This is a genomic window from Kitasatospora sp. NPDC023120 (assembly GCF_055560835.1).
Map to the genome: position 1 here is coordinate 227282 of NZ_JBVHHY010000011.1, position 18145 is coordinate 245426.

18 protein-coding genes and 1 pseudogene are annotated in these 18145 nt (G+C 73.4%); all 19 read right to left on the reverse strand.

Translation table 11 applies throughout. The annotated features are described in order from the left end of the window. Window positions 1-24: 24 nt before the first annotated feature. The 19 genes and pseudogenes from ACZ3TI_RS18635 to prcA all read right to left on the reverse strand — a co-directional run bounded on the left by ACZ3TI_RS18635 (window position 25) and on the right by prcA (window position 18115). Entirely contained in the window at window positions 25-957 is a 933-nt protein-coding gene (locus ACZ3TI_RS18635) for an ornithine cyclodeaminase family protein (RefSeq protein ID WP_465727350.1), read from the reverse strand. Beyond that, the gene (locus tag ACZ3TI_RS18640; RefSeq protein WP_465727352.1) at window positions 954-1982 is read right to left on the reverse strand and encodes a proline racemase family protein; all 1029 of its coding nucleotides are present in this window, start codon (window positions 1980-1982) and stop codon (window positions 954-956) included. Before ACZ3TI_RS18640 ends, ACZ3TI_RS18635 begins: the two co-directional genes overlap by 4 nt. Further along, window positions 1982-3358 (reverse strand): aldehyde dehydrogenase family protein, encoded by a 1377-nt coding sequence (locus ACZ3TI_RS18645; RefSeq protein ID WP_465727454.1) that lies wholly within the window; start codon window positions 3356-3358, stop codon window positions 1982-1984. Before ACZ3TI_RS18645 ends, ACZ3TI_RS18640 begins: the two co-directional genes overlap by 1 nt. 105 nt (window positions 3359-3463) lie before the next feature. Then, the gene (locus ACZ3TI_RS18650; protein WP_465727354.1) at window positions 3464-4468 is read right to left on the reverse strand and encodes a proline racemase family protein; all 1005 of its coding nucleotides are present in this window, start codon (window positions 4466-4468) and stop codon (window positions 3464-3466) included. 80 nt (window positions 4469-4548) lie between these two features. Then, window positions 4549-5484 (reverse strand): dihydrodipicolinate synthase family protein, encoded by a 936-nt coding sequence (locus tag ACZ3TI_RS18655; protein WP_465727356.1) that lies wholly within the window; start codon window positions 5482-5484, stop codon window positions 4549-4551. A gap of 61 nt (window positions 5485-5545) precedes the next feature. Beyond that, window positions 5546-7030, reverse strand: coding sequence for an FAD/NAD(P)-dependent oxidoreductase (locus tag ACZ3TI_RS18660; RefSeq protein ID WP_465727358.1), 1485 nt, complete (start codon window positions 7028-7030; stop codon window positions 5546-5548). Continuing rightward, window positions 7011-7328: a (2Fe-2S)-binding protein gene (locus ACZ3TI_RS18665; protein WP_465727360.1), complete on the reverse strand. Its 318-nt coding sequence runs from the start codon at window positions 7326-7328 to the stop codon at window positions 7011-7013. Before ACZ3TI_RS18665 ends, ACZ3TI_RS18660 begins: the two co-directional genes overlap by 20 nt. A gap of 56 nt (window positions 7329-7384) precedes the next feature. After that, entirely contained in the window at window positions 7385-8545 is a 1161-nt protein-coding gene (locus ACZ3TI_RS18670; RefSeq protein ID WP_465727362.1) for an NAD(P)/FAD-dependent oxidoreductase, read from the reverse strand. Window positions 8546-8677: 132 nt separating this feature from the next. Beyond that, window positions 8678-9571 carry a twin-arginine translocase subunit TatC gene (gene tatC / locus ACZ3TI_RS18675; protein WP_465727456.1) on the reverse strand — a complete coding sequence of 298 codons (894 nt, stop codon included), beginning with the start codon at window positions 9569-9571 and terminating at the stop codon, window positions 8678-8680. A gap of 148 nt (window positions 9572-9719) precedes the next feature. Beyond that, window positions 9720-9866, reverse strand: a pseudogene (gene tatA / locus ACZ3TI_RS18680) (twin-arginine translocase TatA/TatE family subunit); the annotation flags it as partial. A 190-nt stretch (window positions 9867-10056) separates the two neighbouring features. Then, window positions 10057-10248, reverse strand: a complete 192-nt coding sequence (locus ACZ3TI_RS18685; protein WP_465727364.1) for a hypothetical protein — start codon at window positions 10246-10248, stop codon at window positions 10057-10059. 21 nt (window positions 10249-10269) lie between these two features. Next, window positions 10270-10500, reverse strand: a complete 231-nt coding sequence (locus tag ACZ3TI_RS18690) for a hypothetical protein (RefSeq protein WP_465727366.1) — start codon at window positions 10498-10500, stop codon at window positions 10270-10272. Between the two features lie 3 nt (window positions 10501-10503). Next, window positions 10504-11460, reverse strand: a complete 957-nt coding sequence (locus tag ACZ3TI_RS18695; RefSeq protein ID WP_316520336.1) for a helix-turn-helix transcriptional regulator — start codon at window positions 11458-11460, stop codon at window positions 10504-10506. Next, on the reverse strand, window positions 11457-12437 hold the full coding sequence (locus tag ACZ3TI_RS18700) for a helix-turn-helix transcriptional regulator (protein WP_465727368.1): 981 nt from the start codon (window positions 12435-12437) through the stop codon (window positions 11457-11459). Before ACZ3TI_RS18700 ends, ACZ3TI_RS18695 begins: the two co-directional genes overlap by 4 nt. Window positions 12438-12626: 189 nt before the next feature. Continuing rightward, window positions 12627-13010 (reverse strand): FKBP-type peptidyl-prolyl cis-trans isomerase, encoded by a 384-nt coding sequence (locus ACZ3TI_RS18705; RefSeq protein WP_465727370.1) that lies wholly within the window; start codon window positions 13008-13010, stop codon window positions 12627-12629. A gap of 172 nt (window positions 13011-13182) precedes the next feature. Further along, a complete protein-coding gene (locus ACZ3TI_RS18710; protein ID WP_465727372.1) occupies window positions 13183-14502 on the reverse strand; it encodes an FKBP-type peptidyl-prolyl cis-trans isomerase in 1320 nt (439 codons plus the stop codon). Window positions 14503-14777: 275 nt separating this feature from the next. Further along, on the reverse strand, window positions 14778-15764 hold the full coding sequence (locus ACZ3TI_RS18715; protein ID WP_465727374.1) for an FKBP-type peptidyl-prolyl cis-trans isomerase: 987 nt from the start codon (window positions 15762-15764) through the stop codon (window positions 14778-14780). A 110-nt stretch (window positions 15765-15874) separates the two neighbouring features. Beyond that, a complete protein-coding gene (gene pafA, locus ACZ3TI_RS18720; protein WP_465727376.1) occupies window positions 15875-17236 on the reverse strand; it encodes a Pup--protein ligase in 1362 nt (453 codons plus the stop codon). A 120-nt stretch (window positions 17237-17356) separates the two neighbouring features. Continuing rightward, window positions 17357-18115: a proteasome subunit alpha gene (gene prcA, locus ACZ3TI_RS18725; RefSeq protein ID WP_465727378.1), complete on the reverse strand. Its 759-nt coding sequence runs from the start codon at window positions 18113-18115 to the stop codon at window positions 17357-17359. Window positions 18116-18145: the final 30 nt, after the last annotated feature.

An 18145-nucleotide genomic window follows, 5' to 3' on the forward strand; every position in this document is an offset into this window, starting at 1 on the left:
CATCGACTGAGCCGCCACAGCAGCCTAGCCCTGCCGGTACACCTCCGCCGCGACCGCCAGGTCCTCCCAGGCCATCCCGACGCTCTTGAAGAACCGCGGCCGCCCGGTCGGCACCGGCGCGTCGCCGCGCACCAGCTCGGCCAGGTTCCACAGCTGCCGCCCGGCCACGCCCGCCATCAGCAGGTCTCCGGCCTCCCGGGCGGCGACCGAGCGCGCCTCCACGTACAGCTCGGCGCGCCCGACCAGCACCTCGTCCACCTCCCGCGCGTCCGGCTCGTGCGAGCCGACCGCCGCCACCGCGGCGTGCGCGGGCACCAGCGCGCCGTCGAACAGCGGTGTGCGCGCGGTGGTGCAGCAGACCACCAGGTCCGCCTCGCCGACCGCCTCCGGCCCGCCGACGGCGGCCGTCAGCCCGAGCCCCCGCCCGTACGCCACCAGCGCCGCGGCCCGCTCGGCGTTGCGCGCGACCACCGTGAGCCGGGTCAGCGGACGGACGGCCAGCAGCGCGTCCAGGTGGCCGTAGGCCTGCGGTCCGGAGCCGAAGAGCACCAGGTGCTCCGCTTCCGGTACCGTCAGCCGCCGCAGCGCCACGGCGGTGACGGCCGGCGTGCGCAGCGCGGTGAGCGCGGCGCCGTCCAGGAGGGCGAGGGGCTGCAGGGTGGGCCCGTCCAGCAGCAGGTAGCTGCCGGTGATCCGGGGCAGCCCGTGCTCCGGGTTGGCGGGTGCGACCCCGGCGATCTTCACGCCCGCGTACGGTCCGGCGGCGGCCGGCATCAGCAGCAGTTCACCGGCCGGTACCGGGACGGCCGACCGGGCGGGTGCCGCTTCCGGGTCGAACCCGTCCAGCAGCACCCGCTCGATCGCCCCCGCAGCCCCGGCGGGCCCGACCCCGCCGGTACCCGGCACGGCATACTGGAGCGGCACAACCGCCGTACCGGGCAGCGCAGTCGGACTCACAGCAGGAACCCCGTCCCCAGCTCGTCACCGGGCTCCAGGACGAAGCCGTGCTCCCCGGTACGGGAGGCCGTCCCGCCGACCTCGGTGACGACGCCGTCGCCCAGAGGGTCCCCGCCCGGGAGCACCCGGCCGGTGAACACCGTGCCGATGATCGACTCGTGCCGCAGCGACTCCCCTGCCGCCAGCCGTCCCTCGGCGGCGAGCACCGCGAGCCGGGCGGAGGTGCCGGAGCCGCAGGGCGAGCGGTCGATCTGCCCGTCCGCGAAGACGGTGACGTTCCGCTGGTTCGACCGCCCGTCCTCCGAGGGGAGTTCGTCGTAGAGGATCACCCCGTACACCCCGGACAGCCGGGGGTCGCTCGGATGCCTCACCGCCTCCGAACCGGCCAGTGCCGCCCTGATCTCCCGCCCCACAGCGGTGAGTTCGGGCAGCTGCGCCGGTTCGACGGCGAGTCCGAGGGCGGCGGCCGACACCGAGGCGTAGCAGGCGCCGGAGTGGGCCACCGCGACCTCGGCCGTCCCGCGCGAGGTCTGCACGGGCAGCTTGAGCGCGCTCACCCGGGTGGGCACGTTGCGGAAGGTGACCCCGGTGGTGCGTCCGCCGGTGCGGTGCACCAGCGCGGTGACCCGCCCGGAGGGCACGTCGATCCGCACCCGTGCCACGCCGTCCGCGGGGGCGGCGACCAGTCCGGACTCGACCGCCCACGCGCCGAGCGCGATGGTGCCGTGCCCGCAGGCCGTGGAGTAGCCGTCCTTGTGCCAGAACAGGACGCCCAGGTGCGCCTCGTCGTCGTCCGGCGGCACCAGGAACCCGCCGTACATCCCGGCGTGCCCGCGCGGCTCGCGGGTGAGCAGTTGCCGGACCTCGTCCAGCGCGCTGGGCCGGGGCGCGGTGGCACTGCCGCCCGCGCCGAGCGCGATGGCCCGCCGTTCGGCGACGGTGTCGCCGGGGATCGCCGGCACGCCGTCCAGCACGATCCGGAACGGCTCGCCGGCGGTGTGGTAGTCCACCGTGCGCACGAACATCAGAGCGCACCTCCGCCCGGCAGCACGCTCACCGTACGGCTGACGGTGTAGAAGTCCAGGGCGGCCTGGCCCTGTTCGCGCTCGCCGTGGCTCGCGCCCTTGGCCCCGCCGAAGGGCAGGTGGAAGTCGACGCCGCTGGACGGGGCGTTGACCCGGATCATGCCCGCGTCCAGCCGGTCGGCGGCGGCGAGCGCCACGTCGAGGCTGCGGGTGTGCACCGAGGTGGAGAGGCTGTGCGGGGTGTCGTTGGCGAGCGCGATCGCCTCGTCCAGGTCGGCCGCGGCGTGCAGGACGGCGATCGGGCCGAAGAACTCCTCGCGGGCCAGCGGGTGTTCGGCCGGCACGTCGGCGAGCAGGGTCGGCTCGACGTACCAGCCGGCCCGCTCGGGCACCCGGCCGCCGGTCAGCAGGCTCGCTCCGGCCTCGACGGCGGAGTCCACCGCCCCGGTGAGCCGGTCCCGGGCGGCGGAGTCGACCACCGGTCCGCACACCGAGTCGTCGACCGCCGCGAGCGCCTTGACCAGGGCTTCGCGCAGCGGCTCGTAGGCGGCGCCGACCGCGATCACCCGGCTGGTCGCGGTGCACTTCTGCCCGGCGTACCCGGCGATGGCGGCCGCGATGTGCCCGGCGGCCTGCGCGATGTCGGCGTCCGGCAGCACCAACGCGGCGTTCAGTCCGCCGAGTTCGGCCTGCACCGGCACCCCGCGCTCGGTCGCGGCCCGCACCACGGCCCGGCCGACGCCGGTCGAGCCGGTGAAGGAGACCACGTCCGCGGCCTCGACCAGGGCCGCGCCCTCCTCCGCCCCGCCCGGCAGCACCGTGAGGACGTCCGCGGGCAGGCCGGCCGCGAGGGCCAGCTCCGCCAGCCGCAGCGCACACGCCGTCGCTTCGGGCGCCGGCTTGAGGACCACCGTGTTACCCACCGCCAGCGCCGGCGCGGCCTTCCAACTCGGGATCGCCAGCGGGAAGTTCCACGGCGCGATCAGCCCGGCCACCCCGTACGGGCGGCGCCGGGTGAGCAGCAGCCCGGGCCCGGCGGCGGTCTCGTGCACCGCCCCGGAGGGCGCGTACGGCGCCTGCGCGTAGTAGCGCCAGATCGCCGCGGTCCGGGCGACCTCGCCGCGCGCCTCGGCGAGCGGCTTGCCGACCTCGCGCACGATCAGCGCGGTCAGCTCCTCCGCGTGCGCCTCGACCGCGTCGGCGATCCGGCCGAGCGCCGCCGACCGGGCGCCGGCCCCGGCCGCGAGCCAGTCGGCCTGCGCCGCCCGGGCCTGCCCGACGGCGGCCCGGACGGCCTCGGCGCCGGGCTCCTCGACGGCGATCACGAGGTCGGCCGGATCGGCGGGGTTGTACGAGGTGATGGTCACAACTGGCAGCCCTTCAAGGGTGGTTCAGAAGGCAGAGGCAGAGGCAGAGCGGGAGCTACTGGCCCGACAGGGGCACCGCGGACGACAGGAGAACCGCGGAGGACAGGATCCCGCTCACAGCAGGAACCCCGCCGGGAACGGGTCGCTCGGGTCGAGGAAGTACTGGGCGGTGCCGGTGACCCAGGCCCGTCCGGTGACGGTGGGCACCACCGCGGGCCGCCCGGCCACCTCGGTCCCCTCGACCAGCCGCCCGATGAAGGTCGTGCCGATGAAGGAGTCGTTGCGGAAGTCCTGCCCGAGCGGCAGCTCCCCGCGCGCGTGCAGCTGCGCCATCCGCGCCGAGGTGCCGGTGCCGCAGGGCGAGCGGTCGAACCAGCCGGGGTGGATCGCCATCGCGTGCCGGGAGTGCTCGGCGGTGGAGCCGGGGGCGAGCAGCTGCACGTGGTGGCAGCTGTGGATGGACGGGTCCTCCGGGTGCACCGGCCGGTCGGGGCTCGCGTTGATCGCGGCCATCATGGCGAGCCCGGCGTCCAGGATCTCCTGCTTGCGCTCGCGCTCGAAGGGCAGTCCGAACTCGGCGAGCGGCAGGATGGCGTAGAAGTTGCCGCCGTACGCGAGGTCGTAGGTCACCGCGCCGTAGCCGGGCACCTCGATCTTGCGGTCCAGGCCGACCGAGTAGGAGGGCACGTTGCGGATGGTGACCGCCTTGGCGGCGCCGTCCTCGACCCGCACCTCGGCGACCACCAGCCCGGCCGGGGTGTCCAGCCGTACGGTGGTGACCGGCTCGACGACGGGCACCATCCCGGTCTCGACCAGCACGGTGGCGACCCCGATGGTGCCGTGCCCGCACATCGGCAGCAGCCCGGAGACCTCGATGTAGAGCACGCCGAAGTCCGCGTCCGGCCGGGTCGGCGGCTGCAGGATGGCGCCGCTCATCGCCGCGTGCCCGCGCGGCTCGTACATCAGCAGGGTGCGGAAGTGGTCCAGGTGCTGCTGGAAGTGCACCCGGCGCTCGGCCATGGTGGCGCCGGGGATGACGCCGAAGCCGCCGGTGATCACCCGGGTCGGCATGCCCTCGGTGTGCGAGTCGACGGCGTGGAACACGTGGCGGCTGCGCATGGGTCACAACTCCCGTACAGGTTCAGGTGGTCGGTGGGACCGGGCCGGCTGCCCCCGCAGCCGGCCGGTGAGGGGTGGTGCTACGCCAGGCCCTCGGCGAGCGCCTTCTCGGTGGCCGCGCGCACGGCCGCCTCGATCTCCGGGGTCAGCGGCTGGCGCGGTGCCCGCGCCGGCCCGCCCGGGCGCCCGGCGATGTCCATGGAGAGCTTGATGGCCTGGACGAACTCGACCTTGGAGTCCCAGCGAAGCAGCGAGTGCAGCGACTTGTACAGCGGCAGCGCGACCTCCAGGTCGCGCCGGACGGCGGCGTCGTAGAGCGCCACCGAGGCCTCCGGCAGCGCGTTCGGGTAGCCGGCGATCCAGCCGACCGCGCCGGCCAGCGCCAGCTCCAGCAGGACGTCGTCGGCGCCGATCAGCAGGTCCAGCCCGGGGGCCAGCTCGGCGATCTCGTACGCCCGGCGGACGTCGCCGCTGAACTCCTTGACCGCGACGATCGAGCCCTCGCCGTGCAGCTGGGCGAGCAGCGCGGGAACGAGGTCCACCTTGGTGTCGATCGGGTTGTTGTACGCCACGATCGGCACGCCCGCCTTGGCGACCTCGGCGTAGTGCGCGCGCACCGAGGCGTGGTCGGCCCGGTAGGCGTTCGGCGGCAGCAGCAGGACGGAGCCGGCGCCGGCCTCGGCGGCCTGCTCGGCCCAGCGGCGGGACTCGGCGCTGCCGTACGCGGCCACCCCGGGCATGACCCGGGAACCGTCGCCGGCCGCCTCGACCGCCACCTCGACCACCCGGGCGCGCTCCTCCGCGGTGAGCGTCTGGTACTCGCCCAGCGAACCGTTGGGGACGACGCCCTCGCAGCCGGAGTCGATCAGCCAGCGGACGTGCTCGGCGTAGGCGTCGTAGTCGACGGAGTGGTCCGGGCGCAGCGGGAGCGTGGTGGCGACCATGATGCCGCGCCAGGGACGGGTGGTGTCGTGCGAGGTGATGGACACGGTGTACTCCTTGGTGAGGTGTGACATTTTATAAGCGGGAGCGGGCCGGAGACAAGGTCCCCGCCCCGTCCGTTCGACAACGGGCCCGTCAGGGCGTACCCGAGGGTTCCTGCCCGACGGGAGAGTCCGGGGAGGCCCCCGCCGCCAGTTGCGAGAGCGGCACCGGGCAGCCCAGCGGCCGCCGGTCGGGTCCGGGACCGCCCGACTCCGATCGCTGGGCGGAGCCGGCCAGGCAGGCCACGGCCGGGCCGCACATCCGGCCCTGGCACCAGCCCATCCCGGCCCGGGTGAGCAGCTTGACGGTGCGCGGATCGCCCGCGCCCAGCTCGTCCACGGCTTCCCGGATCGCCGCGACCGGCACCTCCTCGCACCGGCAGACGTCGGTGTCCGGGCGCAGCCACCCGGTCCAGCCGGGTCCCGGCCGGTGCGCGGCGGCCATCAGCTCGGCGAAGGCCCGCAGTCGGGAGCGACGGCGCAGCAGCGTGGCCGCCGGCACCGCCCCGGCCACGGCGTGCGCGGCCAGTTCGCCCTCGACCAGCGCGAGGTCGGCGCCGCCGACGCCGTTGGTCTCCCCCGCCGACCAGAGGCCGGGCACGCTGGTGCGCAGCCGGGCGTCGACCTCCAGCGCGACCGCGCCGTCCGGCCCGGTCCGGGTCCGCGCGCCCAGCTCGGTGGCCAGGTCGATCTGCGGCAGCAGCCCGTGGCCGACCGCGAGCGCGTCACAGTCGATCCGCCGCTCGGTGCCGGGCACCGGCCGCCAGTCGGCGTCCAGCCGGGCCACCGTGACACCGGTGACCCGGTCCGTCCCGTGCGCCTCGACCACGGCGCTGCGCGGGCGCAGCCGTACGCCGTGGCGCAGCAGCGCGCCGCCGTGCCCGGCGCCCTCGAGCAGCTTGCCGGGGACGCTCGCCAGCACGCCCGGCCGCCGCGCGTACCCGAGGTAGGCGGTGGCCTCGACCACCGCGGGCACCTCGGCCCCGGCGGTGACCAGCGAGGACGCCGCCGCGAGCAGCAGCGGTCCGCTCCCGGCGACCACGATCCGCCGCCCGGGCAGCACCAGTCCGGCCTTGAGCATCGCCTGGGCGCCGCCCGCGGTGACCACCCCGGGCAGGGTCCAGCCGGGGAACGGCAGCTGTCGCTCGTACGCACCGGTGGCGAGCAGCACCGACCGGGCGCGGACGGTGGCCCGGTCGGTGCTCTCCGGCCCGCGGGTGACGTGCGCCGCGAAGCCCTCCGCGGTGCGCTCCAGCGCCCACACCTGGTGCCCGGCCCGGAAGGCGATCCACCCGGCCGCCTCGGCCGCGCTCAGCCGCTCGGTCAGCCCGGCGTAGACCGACCAGCCGTGGTGCAGCCGGTCCGGACGGGCGGCGCCGAGGCCCGGCGCCGGGTGCCGGTAGTACTGCCCGCCGGTGCTCTGCCCGCCGTCCAGCAGGACGCAGCGCAGCCCGAGGTCGGCGGCGGTGACGGCGGCGGCGAGCCCGGCCGGCCCGGCCCCGACCACCGCGAGGTCGAACAGCGCGGAGCCGGACGTCGGGGAGCCGGACGGCAGGGAGTCAGACGGCGAGGTCGGCACGGCCGTGGCCCTCCTGGGTGGTGACGGTGGTGCCGGGCTCCGCGGGGAGCAGGCAGGTGCGCTGGTTGGGTCGGCCGTTCACGGTGGCCAGGCAGTCGAAGCAGCTGCCGATCCCGCAGAACGCCCCGCGCGGCTTGCCGCCGACCCGGGTGGTGCGCCAGGCGAGCACGCCGTCGGCCCAGAGCGCGGCGGCGATCGACTGCCCGGGCAGCGCGGGGACGGGCCGCCCGTCGAACTCGATGTGGTGGGCGGGCCCGGGCTCGGCCTCGACCAGCCGGGCGGGGGTGCGGCGGCGCATCGGGGGCGTCTCCAATCCAGGACGGAATCTCATGACGGGCGGTCGCGGGGCCGGTGTCACGCGGCCGGGAACCGGTCCGCGCGGAACGGCGCGAGGTCCAGGTCCGGCTGCTTGCCGGCGAGCTGCTCGCTGATCAGCAACCCGGTCGCCGGGGCCAGCCCGATGCCGGCCCCCTCGTGCCCGCAGGCGTGGTACAGCCCGGGCACCCTGGGGTCCGCGCCGATGGCGGGCAGGTGGTCCGGCAGGTACGGGCGGAAGCCCCGGTAGACGCGCATCACGGTGACGTCGGCGAGCACCGGGAAGAGCGCCGCGGCCTGTCCGGCCAGCCGGCGCAGCACCTCCTGGGAGAGCGTGCGGTCGAAGCCGACCCGCTCCCGGCTGGCGCCGATCAGCACCGGCCCGCCCGGGGTGCCCTCGATCACGGCGGAGGTCTCCAGCCCGGCCGAGCCGCTGGCCACGTTGGCCACGTAGTCGGCGGCGTAGACCTTGTGCCGGACGACCCGCGGCAGCGGCTCGGTGACCAGTACGAAACCGCGCCGGGGCATCACCGGCAGCTGCACCCCGGCCAGCGCGGCCAGTTCGCCGCCCCAGGTGCCGGCCGCGTTCACCACGGCGGGCGCGGCCAGTCGGCGGCGGTCGGTCCGTACGCCGCGCACGGCGCCGTCCGGTCCGCGGTCGACCGCCGTCACGGTCTCCCCGGTGATCAGCTCGGCACCCATCCGGCGGGCCGCGCGCAGCAGGTGGGCGGCGGCCAGGGCGGGCTGGACCTGGGCGTCCTGCGGGTAGTGGAAGCCGCCGGCCAGGCCGGGGGCGAGATGCGGCTCCAGCTCGCGCAGCCGCTCGCCGGGCACTTCCTCGGCGTCCACCCCGACGGCGCGCTGCCCGTCGGCGAAGGCGCGCAGCGCCTCCTGCCCGGCGGCGGTGGAGGCGACCACCACGCCGCCCTTGGGCTCGTACTCGACGGCCGCGCCGAGCTCCTCGGCGAGCTCGCGCCAGAGCCGGGTGCTGAGCAGGGCGAGGTCGAGCTCCGGCCCGGGCTCCTTGTCGGAGACCAGCAGGTTGCCCTCGCCCGCGCCGGTGGTGCCGCCGGCCACCGGCCCGCGGTCCACGACGGTGACGGCGAGCCCGGCGCGGGCGGCGTAGTAGGCGCAGGCGGCGCCGACCACTCCGGCGCCGACCACGACGACGTCCAGGGGAGGTCTCTCGGTCTTCAGCACGCCAGTAATATGTCACATGCCATCCACCCTGCCAAGACCACGCCCCGGAAGCCGCATCCCGGAATACCGCAGACAAAAGCCCCGGCCCACCGCTCGGAGGCGACGGGCCGGGGCTCAGGGCGGGTCACCGGCTCAGGTGATGTCGTCCAGCTGCTCGTGGCGCGCGGCCGGCACCGGGGCGCCGGAGGCCGTCGGCGCCGCCGAGGCCTGGACCGACTCCGCACCGGACACCGGCTGCACGGTGAGGTCCAGGTGCGACGCCTCCTCGTCGTCCAGCAGCGCGTCCGGGTTGCGGCGCGCCTTGCGCCGGTCGTTGATCAGCGCGATGGCCACCGCGGCGAAGTACAGCCCCCAGATCGGCGCGGCCAGCAGCAGCATGCTGAACGGGTCGGCACCCGGGGTGGCGAACGCGGCGAACACGGTGATGCCCATGACCATCCCGCGCCACCAGCTCAGCAGCCGCTTGCCGCTCACGATGCCGACCTGGTTCAGCATCACCAGCAGCAGCGGGAACTCGAAGGCCAGGCCGAAGACCAGCACCATCCGGGTGGCGATGTCGAGGTAGTCCTCGGGCGGCAGGATCGGCGTGGTGTTGTTCGGTGTGAACGAGAGCAGCACGTCGACGGTGACCGGCAGCACCATGATCGCGGCGCCCACACCGGCCAGGAACAGCGGAGCCCCGCAGGCCATGAAGACGGCCGCGTACTTCTTCTCGTGCCTGTGCAGACCGGGCGCCACGAAGGCCCAGACCTGGTAGAGCCAGACCGGCACGGCCCCGACCACACCGGCGGTCAACGAGACCTTGAGCATCCAGGTGAAACCGGCGGTCAGACCGATGTTGGAGACGAGGGCGCACTTGCCCTCGTACTGCGAGGCGGTCTCCATGGTGCACCGCGGCAGGGGCTTCAGCAGGAATTCCTCGAGCTGCTTGTGGTAGACCGCCGCGACGATCGTGATCACCACGATGGCCAGGACCGACTTGACCACCCGGTTGCGCAGTTCCCGCAGGTGGTCGGCGAGGGCCATCCGCCCCTCAGGGTCCTTGGACGCCTTGGACGCCTTCGGCGCCTTGGAGAACTTGCTCAACCCCGGTCCTCAAATCGTGCGTCGAGGCCCGCCGGTCGACGGGCCTCCGTGGTCGCGTACGGCATGTGCACCGCCCTCAGTGCGGGCCGCCGTCCCGGCGCATCGCCTTGGTCTCGCTCTTCAGGATCCGCAGCGCCTGTCCCAGCGACCGCGCCACCTCCGGCAGCCGCTTGGCTCCGAACAGCACGATGGCGAGAACCACGATCACCACGATCCCGGTCATCGAGATGCGCATGCGCGACCACCTTCAGTCATGGCAGCCCGACGGGCCGTCCGCTGCGGATGGTAACCGCTGCGGATGACGCCATGACGACGGCCGCCCGAACAGGACAGCGGCCCCCGCTACACGGTTCAGGAGCCATCTGAGAGCGTAACCCGCCCTTACCTCCGCGCAGCAGCCCCCGTACGCCGACGACCGTTCCGTGCTAAGCGGCCCGGGCCCCGGTGCTCGGCACCGCGTCCGCCAGCTCCTGCCCCGCCGAGGCCAGTGCCCGCGAGGCCGCGTCCACGCCCTTGGCGAGCGCCCGCACGTCCAGCCAGAGCCGGATCGCGAGGACCCCCAGGACCAGCAGGCCCGCGGTGGCGAGCAGGACGGCGGCGACGAGCATCCAGGACATGCGCCCCACCCTATACGGGGGTCAGCCCTCGGCCGGGACGAGCCGCATGGTGCGCACCCCGGCCCCGGTGAGCGCCTCGACGATCTTCTCCCCGGCCTGCTTGCGCACCGCCGCCCCGCACAGCGGGCAGCCGAAGCTGTAGTGCGCCTGGGCCGGGGTTCGACCGAGGGTCAGCCGGAACGCCTCGGCCGGGAGTTCCACCTTCTCCCGGCACTCCGAGCAGTACACCTTGAATCTGGTCCCGGGTTCCACCGCTCAGACCTGCCCCTCCCCGTAGGCGGCCAGGGCCTCCCGCGCGGCCGAGCGCGCCTGCTCGGCCAGTTCGGGCGGCGAGACGATCCGGCCGTCCCGGCCCAGCCGCAGCGCCAGCGGGCGCAGCTGGGAGGGGTCGGCGCTGCGCAGGGTGATCCGCAGCCCGCCGTCGGGCAGTTCCTCGGCCCGGTCGTGGGTGTAGTACTCGGCGACCCAGCGCCCGCCGGAGGAGACCTCGACGACCACCTCGGGGTCGTCGGCCGCCGGGTTGACCAGCCCGCCGCTCAGGTCACGCGGCTCGCGCCGGGGCGGGTCGGCCGGGACGTCCAGGACGCGGATCTCGGCGACCCGGTCCAGCCGGAACATCCGGTGGTCCTCGGAGGTGCGGCACCAGGCCTCGAGGTAGGTGTGCCCCTCGGTGAGCAGCCGGATCGGGTCGACCTCGCGCTCGGTCATCCCGCCGCGCCCGTGCGAGTAGTAGCGCAGCCAGAGCCGACGGCCCTCGCTGAGCGCGCGGTCGATGTCGGCGAACACGTGACTCTCCGCCTCGAACGTGACGCCGACCCGGGCGCTGCCCTCGGCGCTCTCCCCCGCCGCGTTCTCGATCTTGGCGACGGCCCGGGTGAGCGCCTCCCGGTCGCCGGCCCGCAGCCCGGGCAGCCCGGCTACCGCGCGGGCGGCCACCAGCAGCGCGGTCGCCTCGTCGGCGGCCAGCCGCAGCGGCTGGGCCACGTCGTCGACGTTGTGCCACCAGATCCGCTCGCCGTCGGTGTCGATGTCGAGCAGGTCGCCGCCGCGGAAGCTGGTGCCGCACATCGGCAGCACGTTGAGGTCCCCGATCAGCTCGCGCTCGCTGATCCCGAAGGCCCGGGCCACCTCGGCGACCTCGGCCCCCGGCCGCTCGCGCAGGTAGGTGACCAGCGACAGCATCCGTCGCGTCTGGTCGATCGCGTTACTCATGCGTCCACGCCTTCCACGTCCAACCCCGCGACCGCCCGCAGCCGGTCGACCACATCCGCCCGCAGCTCCTCCGGCCCGAGCACCACCACGTCCGGCCCGAACTCCGCCAGGTCGGCGCCCAGCCCGTTGCCGTACGGGATCTCCAGCTCGTCCCAGCCCTCGTCCACCCGGGTGGTGCTCAGCGCCTTGGTGCGCAGCGGGAAGCCGGCGCCCCGGCGGACCCGGACGGTCGCGGTGGCGGTGGCCCCCTCTCCCGCGAACTTCGCCACGGTGGCCCGGACGTCCACGTGCTCGGGCACGGTGCCGAGGAAGGCCCCGTTCTTCGCCCGCACCTTGCCGGTGATCCGGCTGAGCCGGAACACCCGTGCGTCACCGCGGTCGCGGTCGTACCCGGCCAGGTACCAGTGCCCGCGCCAGCACTCCAGCGCCCACGGCTCGACGCTGCGCTGCTCGACGGTGGCGGCACCGGCCTTGCGGTACTCGAAGGTGACCGGACGGCGGTCCCGGGCGGCGGTGAGCAGCGGCTCGAACGCGGCCTCCCGGGCGGGGATGCGCGGCTCCAGAGCGGTGCGGCCTTCGGCCTCGGCGAACGGCACCCCGGCCGCGCGCAGCTTCTGCAGCGCACCGCTGGCCGCACCGGACATCTTGGCCTGCTGCCAGACCCGGGCCGCCAGGGTCAGCGCGGCCGCCTCCTCGGCGTCCAGCGCGATCTCCGGCAGCCGGTTGCGGTCCGCGCGGGCCAGGTAGCCGAGTTCGCCGTCCAGGGCGCTCTCGTCGACGTCGATCACCAGGCCGAGCTCGCGCAGGTCGTCCTTGTCCCGCTCGAACATCCGGTTGAAGGCGTCCTCGCTGCTGCTCTGCCAGGCCTCGCGGTACGCCTCGATGGATTCCCGCAGCTCCTTCTTGGAGAGCGGACGTCTGGTGTTCATCAGGCACAGGGCGAGATTCATCAGCCGCTCTGCCTTGGCGATCGCCATCGCTGACCCTTCCGGTGTTGCCGCGCCGCGCGCGGAGTGCGCCAACCGGGCGATCACCACCCGGCGGGACCGACCGTACCGGTAGCGGTACGCAGTGCAAAAGCGGCCTCCCCGAACGCCTGCGGGGCGGGCCCGGACACGCCCGTGGGCCGGGCCCCCGGAGGGGTCCGGCCCACGGCGCGGTCAGGCTCAGACAGCCAGCAGGTCGACCACGAAGATCAGGGTCGAGTTCGCCGGGATGAGCGGCGACGGCGACTGCGCGCCGTACGCCAGCTTCGCCGGGATGGTCAGCTCGCGGCGGCCGCCGACCTTCATGCCGACGACGCCCTGGTCCCAGCCCTTGATGACGCGGCCGCCACCCAGCGGGAAGCGGAACTCGTTCGGGCTCCGGTTCCAGCTGGCGTCGAACTCCTCGCCGGTCTCGAAGGTCACGCCGACGTAGCGGACGCTGACGTTCTGACCCTTCTTGGCCTCGGCGCCGTCGCCCACGACGATGTCGCGGATCTGCAGCTCCGTCGGGGCGTCGCCGATCGGGAAGTCGATCTCGGGCTTCTCGTTGAGGTTGACGCTCACAGTCCCTCTTCTCACGTTTCGCGTTGCATTCACGACCAAGCGGCGGGCGCCCGTACCCAGTCCGCCCGGACGGAAGTCCGGGCGGACCACGGTACCGGCGCCCGCCGCCCGTCCGGGCCCGGCACGGCCGGACCCGGAGGTCACACGCACACCATTGTCACCCGAAAGTGGATCAGCCCTGACCGGCGTCGAGGATGTCCACCACGAAGACCAGCGTCGCACCGGGCGGGATGTCGCCCTGGCCCTTGTCGCCGTAGCCCAGCGCGGCCGGGATCACCAGCTCGACCCGGCTGCCCACGGTCTGGCCCTCCAGGCCCTGGTCCCAGCCCTGGATGACCTGGCCACCGCCCACCGGGAAGGTGAACGCCTGACCCTTGCTGAGCGAGGAGTCGAAGACCTTGCCGCTCGAGAACAGCGCGCCGGTGTACTGGACGACGACCTTCTCGCCCTTCTCCACCTTCGGCCCGCTGCCCTTGATCAGGACGTGGGACTTCAGCTCGGTCGGGTCCTTGGCGCCGGCCACCGGGGTGATCTCGGCGGGCTTCTTGCCGTTGTCCTTGACCTGCGGGAAGTCCGCCGGCGGCGGGGTGACGGTACCGCTGACCACCGAGTCCGGCGCGTTGGCGTTGCGGATGTCGATCACGAAGATCAGGTCGTCCTTGGCCCCGATCGACATGTCGGCCTTGCCCTGGGAGCCGAACGCGGCGGCCGGCGGGGCCACCACCAGCAGCCGGCTGCCGGCCTTCTTCCCGATCACGGCCTGGTCCAGCGCCGGGATCAGCGAGTCCGTGCCGGCCTGGAAGATCTGCGGCTTGCCGTTGGCGTCGTACGAGCTCGGGATGTCCTTGCCGGTGTTCCAGTCCTTGGCGGTGTAGTCCACCGAGGTCCAGGAGTTCTTGTCCACCTTGGCGCCGGAGCCCTCGGAGAGCACCTTGACCACGAAGGAGCCGTCGGACTTCTCGCCCGGCACCTGGATGTCGGCCTTCTTGCCGAAGTCGCCGGTGACGGTCGGCAGCACCTTGGCGGTGTCCTTGATCGGCGGCACCGGCTCGGCGCTCGGCGTGGGCGGCGCGGTCTTCGCGGCGTCCGGCTTGGCGGCGGAGGCGGTGTCCTTGTCGCCGCCGTCCTTGTTCACCAGGTACAGCGTCACGGCACTGCCGGCCAGCAGCACGGCCAGCACCGTGCCGAGGATCACACCGAGCTTGCCGACACCGGGCGGGTTCTCGTCGTACCCGGCCTCGGAGGTGTCGGACCGGCGCACGGTGGAGGCGAAGATCTGCGGGGCGTCGTCCGCCTTCGCGCCACCCGGGGCCCGCGGCGCGTCGCCGGGCTGCGCCCAGCCGGCCTGCTGCTTCAGGATCGACGGCGGGACGACGATCGACTCGCCGTCCCCCGGAAGCGGGCCGCCGGGGCGGGAGGCGGCCGGGTCACCCGCAGAGCTGTCGTTCGCCGCGGTGCCGGCCCCGCCCGGGCTCGGCGTCTTCTCAGTCATGACTCCCCATCCATCTCGCCACAGGTCTTCCAGGTCTGCGCCCGGCGTGCTGAGCGCCGGCCTTCCGTCGCACCGCCCGCCCCGGACCTCGGCGCCGAACGGCGCCTGCCACAGCGCGAGGGCAGTATGACAGCTCAGGATGAGGGCGGACGCTTCGTTGTACGAGCGTCCGCCCAAGCGTACGGAATCCCCCGGGTGACTTCCTAGGGCTTGCCCGGCGGATCTTGCCAGGGTCGCGACAACGACCGCCGGACCGCCGCTACACCGCTACACCGCTACACCGCTTCCAGGATGTCGATCACGAAGACCAGCGTGGAGTTCGGCGGAACGGAGCCCTGCGCCTTGTCCTGGTACGCCAACGCGGGCGGCACCACGAGCAGGACCCGGCTGCCGACGTTCTGCCCGACCAGCCCCTTGTCCCAGCCCTCGATCACACTGCCGGTGCCGATCTGCACCGCCTGCGCGCCGCCGTGCGTCCAGGAGGAGTCGAACTGCTGGCCGTCGCTCCACAGCACCCCGGTGTACTGCACCACCAGGGTCTGCCCGCTCTTGACCTGCTTGCCCTCGCCCTTGATCAGCACCGCCTGCTGCAGGTCGGCGGGCGGAGCCTGCCCGGCCGGGATCGTGATCGTCACCGGCGCCTTGCCGTTGTCCTTGACCTGCGGCAGCGTCGCGGGCGGCTGGGTCATGGTCCCGGTCAGCACGGAGTCCAGCGGCAGGCTCTCCATGATGTCCAGCACGAACACCACGGTGTCGTTCTTGTCGACGCCCAGCTGGCTGTTGCCCTTCTCACCGAAGGCCGCCGCCGGCGGGGCCACCACCAGCAGCCGGGAACCCACCTTCTTCCCGATCACGCTCTGGTCGAACGCCGGCACCAGCAGCCCGCTGCCCGCCTGGTAGAGCTGCGGCTTGCCGTTCGGGTCGTACGAACTGGGCAGTTCCTTGCCGGTGTTCCAGACCTTCGCGGTGTAGTTGACCGTCACCCAGTCGTTCTTGCCGACCGTCGAGCGCTCGCCCTCGGTCACCGTGTTCACCACGAACTGCCCGCTGGGCCGGCCCTCGGGGATGGTGATGGTGGCCTTGCTGCCGAACCCGCCACCCGAAAGAGTGGGCATCGGCGGCGCCTCGCTGACCGGCGCGGGCACCGTCGGAGCGGCGCTCGCCGCCGACGGCGTCGCCGGACCGGCCGTCTTGGGGGAACTGCTGCAGGCCACCGCCAGCAGCAGCGGCAGGGTGAGAAGCAAACCGGCGGTGCGGCGCACGGTGGTCCTAACTGTCGGTCGAAGTCGGCTCTCCTGACTCGACGGACAGCGTATGCCCGGCATGCGTCCGGCCCCGGTAGACACCACCGGGGCCGGACCCTGCCGAGGACCTACATCCCGGCGATGAGCTTCTCCACCCGCTCGTCCACCGAGCGGAACGGGTCCTTGCACAGCACCGTGCGCTGCGCCTGGTCGTTCAGCTTCAGGTGCACCCAGTCCACCGTGAAGTCCCGGCGCTGCTCCTGCGCACGGCGGATGAAGTCCCCGCGCAGCCGGGCCCGGGTGGTCTGCGGCGGGATCGACTTGGCCTCGAAGGTCTTGAGGTCGGTGGTCACCCGCTGCGCCTGGTTCTTGCCCTGGAGCAGGTAGAACAGGCCACGGCGGCGGTGGATGTCGTGGTACGCGAGGTCGATCTGGGCCACCCGCGGGTTGGACATGCTCATCTGGTGCTTCTCGCGGTACCGCTCGATGAGCTTGTACTTCATGATCCAGTCGATCTCGGTGGCCACCCCGTCCAGCCGCTCGGTGCGGACGGCCTCCAGGGTGCGGCCCCACAGGTCGAGGATCCGGGCGACGGTACCGGTGTTGATGCCCTTGCGGTCGGCGAACTCCAGGGCCTTGGTGTAGTACTCCTCCTGGATGTCCAGCGCGCTGGCTTCCCGGCCGTTGGCGAGCCGCACCTGGTGGGTGCCGGTGAGGTCGTGGCTGACCTCGCGGATCGCCCGGATCGGGTTCTCCAGGGTGAGGTCGCGCATCACCACGCCGGCCTCGATCAGCCGCAGCACCAGGTCGGTGGAGCCGACCTTGAGCAGCGTCGTGGTCTCGGACATGTTGGAGTCGCCGACGATCACGTGCAGCCGGCGGTAGCGCTCGGCGTCCGCGTGCGGCTCGTCCCGGGTGTTGATGATCGGGCGCGAGCGGGTGGTGGCGGAACTGACGCCCTCCCAGATGTGCTCGGCCCGCTGGCTGACGCAGTAGACCGCGCCGCGCGGGGTCTGCAGCACCTTGCCCGCGCCGCAGATCAGCTGCCGGGTGACCAGGAAGGGGATCAGCACGTCGGCCAGCCGGGAGAACTCGCCGTGCCGGGCGACGCAGTAGTTCTCGTGGCAGCCGTAGGAGTTCCCGGCGGAGTCGGTGTTGTTCTTGAAGAGGTAGACGTCCCCCGCGATGCCCTCCTCGTGCAGCCGCCGCTCGGCGTCCACCAGGAGCCCTTCGAGGATGCGCTCGCCCGCCTTGTCGTGCGTCACCAGCTCGACCACGTTGTCGCACTCGGGGGTGGCGTACTCGGGGTGCGAGCCGACGTCGAGGTAGAGCCGGGCGCCGTTGCGCAGGAAGACGTTGCTGCTGCGGCCCCAGGAGACGACCCGGCGGAAGAGGTACCTCGCGACCTCGTCCGGCGACAGCCGCCGCTGCCCGCGGAACGTGCAGGTCACGCCGTACTCGTTCTCCAGCCCGAAAATCCGGCGGTCCATGAGCACTCCATTCTGGTCGGAGCTGTCCGAAACCGCCTCCACGACGACTGGGCCGCCGCAGGGGCACCGGAGTCCCGGACGACGGCGGTCCGGCCGCCGTACGGGACTCCGCAGGCACTGCTACTCCGGCGCGGTGTCCGCCGCCGGGTTGTCCTCGTCGTCCACCTCGGCGGACTGGTCGCCCTCGAGCAGCCGGCCGAGCTGGTTGCCGAGGATCCGCTTGAACTTGCGCTGCTGGAACCGCTGGCGGTCGAGGACCGCGACCTCCAGCTGCTCCGGGGTGAGGCTGCGCGGGCTGCCGCCGTTGGGGTCGCGGGCGAGCGAGTCGACCGCGACCTTCACCGCCTCGGTGAGGCTCAGGCCCGCGCGGTGGCGCTGGCCGAGGTAGTTGCCGATGGAGTCGGCGTTGCCGCCGACCACCACGTAGTTCTTCTCGTCGACGACCGAGCCGTCCGGCGTGAGCCGGTAGATCTGGTCGTTGTCGGCGGTGCGGCCGACCTCGGCCACGATCAGCTCGACCTCGTACGGCTTCTCGCCGACCGAGGAGAAGATGGTGCCCAGGGTCTGGGCGTACACGTTGGCGAGGCCGCGGGCGGTGACGTCGGCCCGGTCGTAGGAGTAGCCGCGCAGGTCGGCGTAACGGACGCCGCCGATGCGCAGGTTCTCGAACTCGTTGTAGCGGCCGACCGCCGCGAAGGCGATCTTGTCGTAGATCTCGGAGACCTTGTGGAGCGCCCTGGAGGTGTTCTCCGCGACGAAGACGATGCCGTCGGCGTAGGTGAGCACGACCACGCTGCGACCGCGTGCGATGCCCTTGCGGGCGTACTCCGCGCGGTCGGCCATGGCCTGCTGGGGCGAGACGTAGAACGGTGTCGACACCGGCGGTCGTCCCTTTCCTGTGAGGTGATG

What these genes read in the sequence shown, in the direction of transcription:
- ACZ3TI_RS18700 (WP_465727368.1), bottom strand. Translation starts at nt 12,437, where the DNA reads ATGGCGATCGCCAAGGCAGAGCGGCTGATGAATCTCGCCCTGTGCCTG.
- ACZ3TI_RS18655 (WP_465727356.1), bottom strand. Translation starts at nt 5,484, where the DNA reads ATGTCACACCTCACCAAGGAGTACACCGTGTCCATCACCTCGCACGAC.
- ACZ3TI_RS18685 (WP_465727364.1), bottom strand. Translation starts at nt 10,248, where the DNA reads ATGTCCTGGATGCTCGTCGCCGCCGTCCTGCTCGCCACCGCGGGCCTG.
- ACZ3TI_RS18650 (WP_465727354.1), bottom strand. Translation starts at nt 4,468, where the DNA reads ATGCGCAGCCGCCACGTGTTCCACGCCGTCGACTCGCACACCGAGGGC.
- pafA (WP_465727376.1), bottom strand. Translation starts at nt 17,236, where the DNA reads ATGGACCGCCGGATTTTCGGGCTGGAGAACGAGTACGGCGTGACCTGC.
- ACZ3TI_RS18695 (WP_316520336.1), bottom strand. Translation starts at nt 11,460, where the DNA reads ATGAGTAACGCGATCGACCAGACGCGACGGATGCTGTCGCTGGTCACC.
- ACZ3TI_RS18640 (WP_465727352.1), bottom strand. Translation starts at nt 1,982, where the DNA reads ATGTTCGTGCGCACGGTGGACTACCACACCGCCGGCGAGCCGTTCCGG.
- tatC (WP_465727456.1), bottom strand. Translation starts at nt 9,571, where the DNA reads ATGGCCCTCGCCGACCACCTGCGGGAACTGCGCAACCGGGTGGTCAAG.
- ACZ3TI_RS18710 (WP_465727372.1), bottom strand. Translation starts at nt 14,502, where the DNA reads ATGACTGAGAAGACGCCGAGCCCGGGCGGGGCCGGCACCGCGGCGAAC.
- ACZ3TI_RS18665 (WP_465727360.1), bottom strand. Translation starts at nt 7,328, where the DNA reads ATGCGCCGCCGCACCCCCGCCCGGCTGGTCGAGGCCGAGCCCGGGCCC.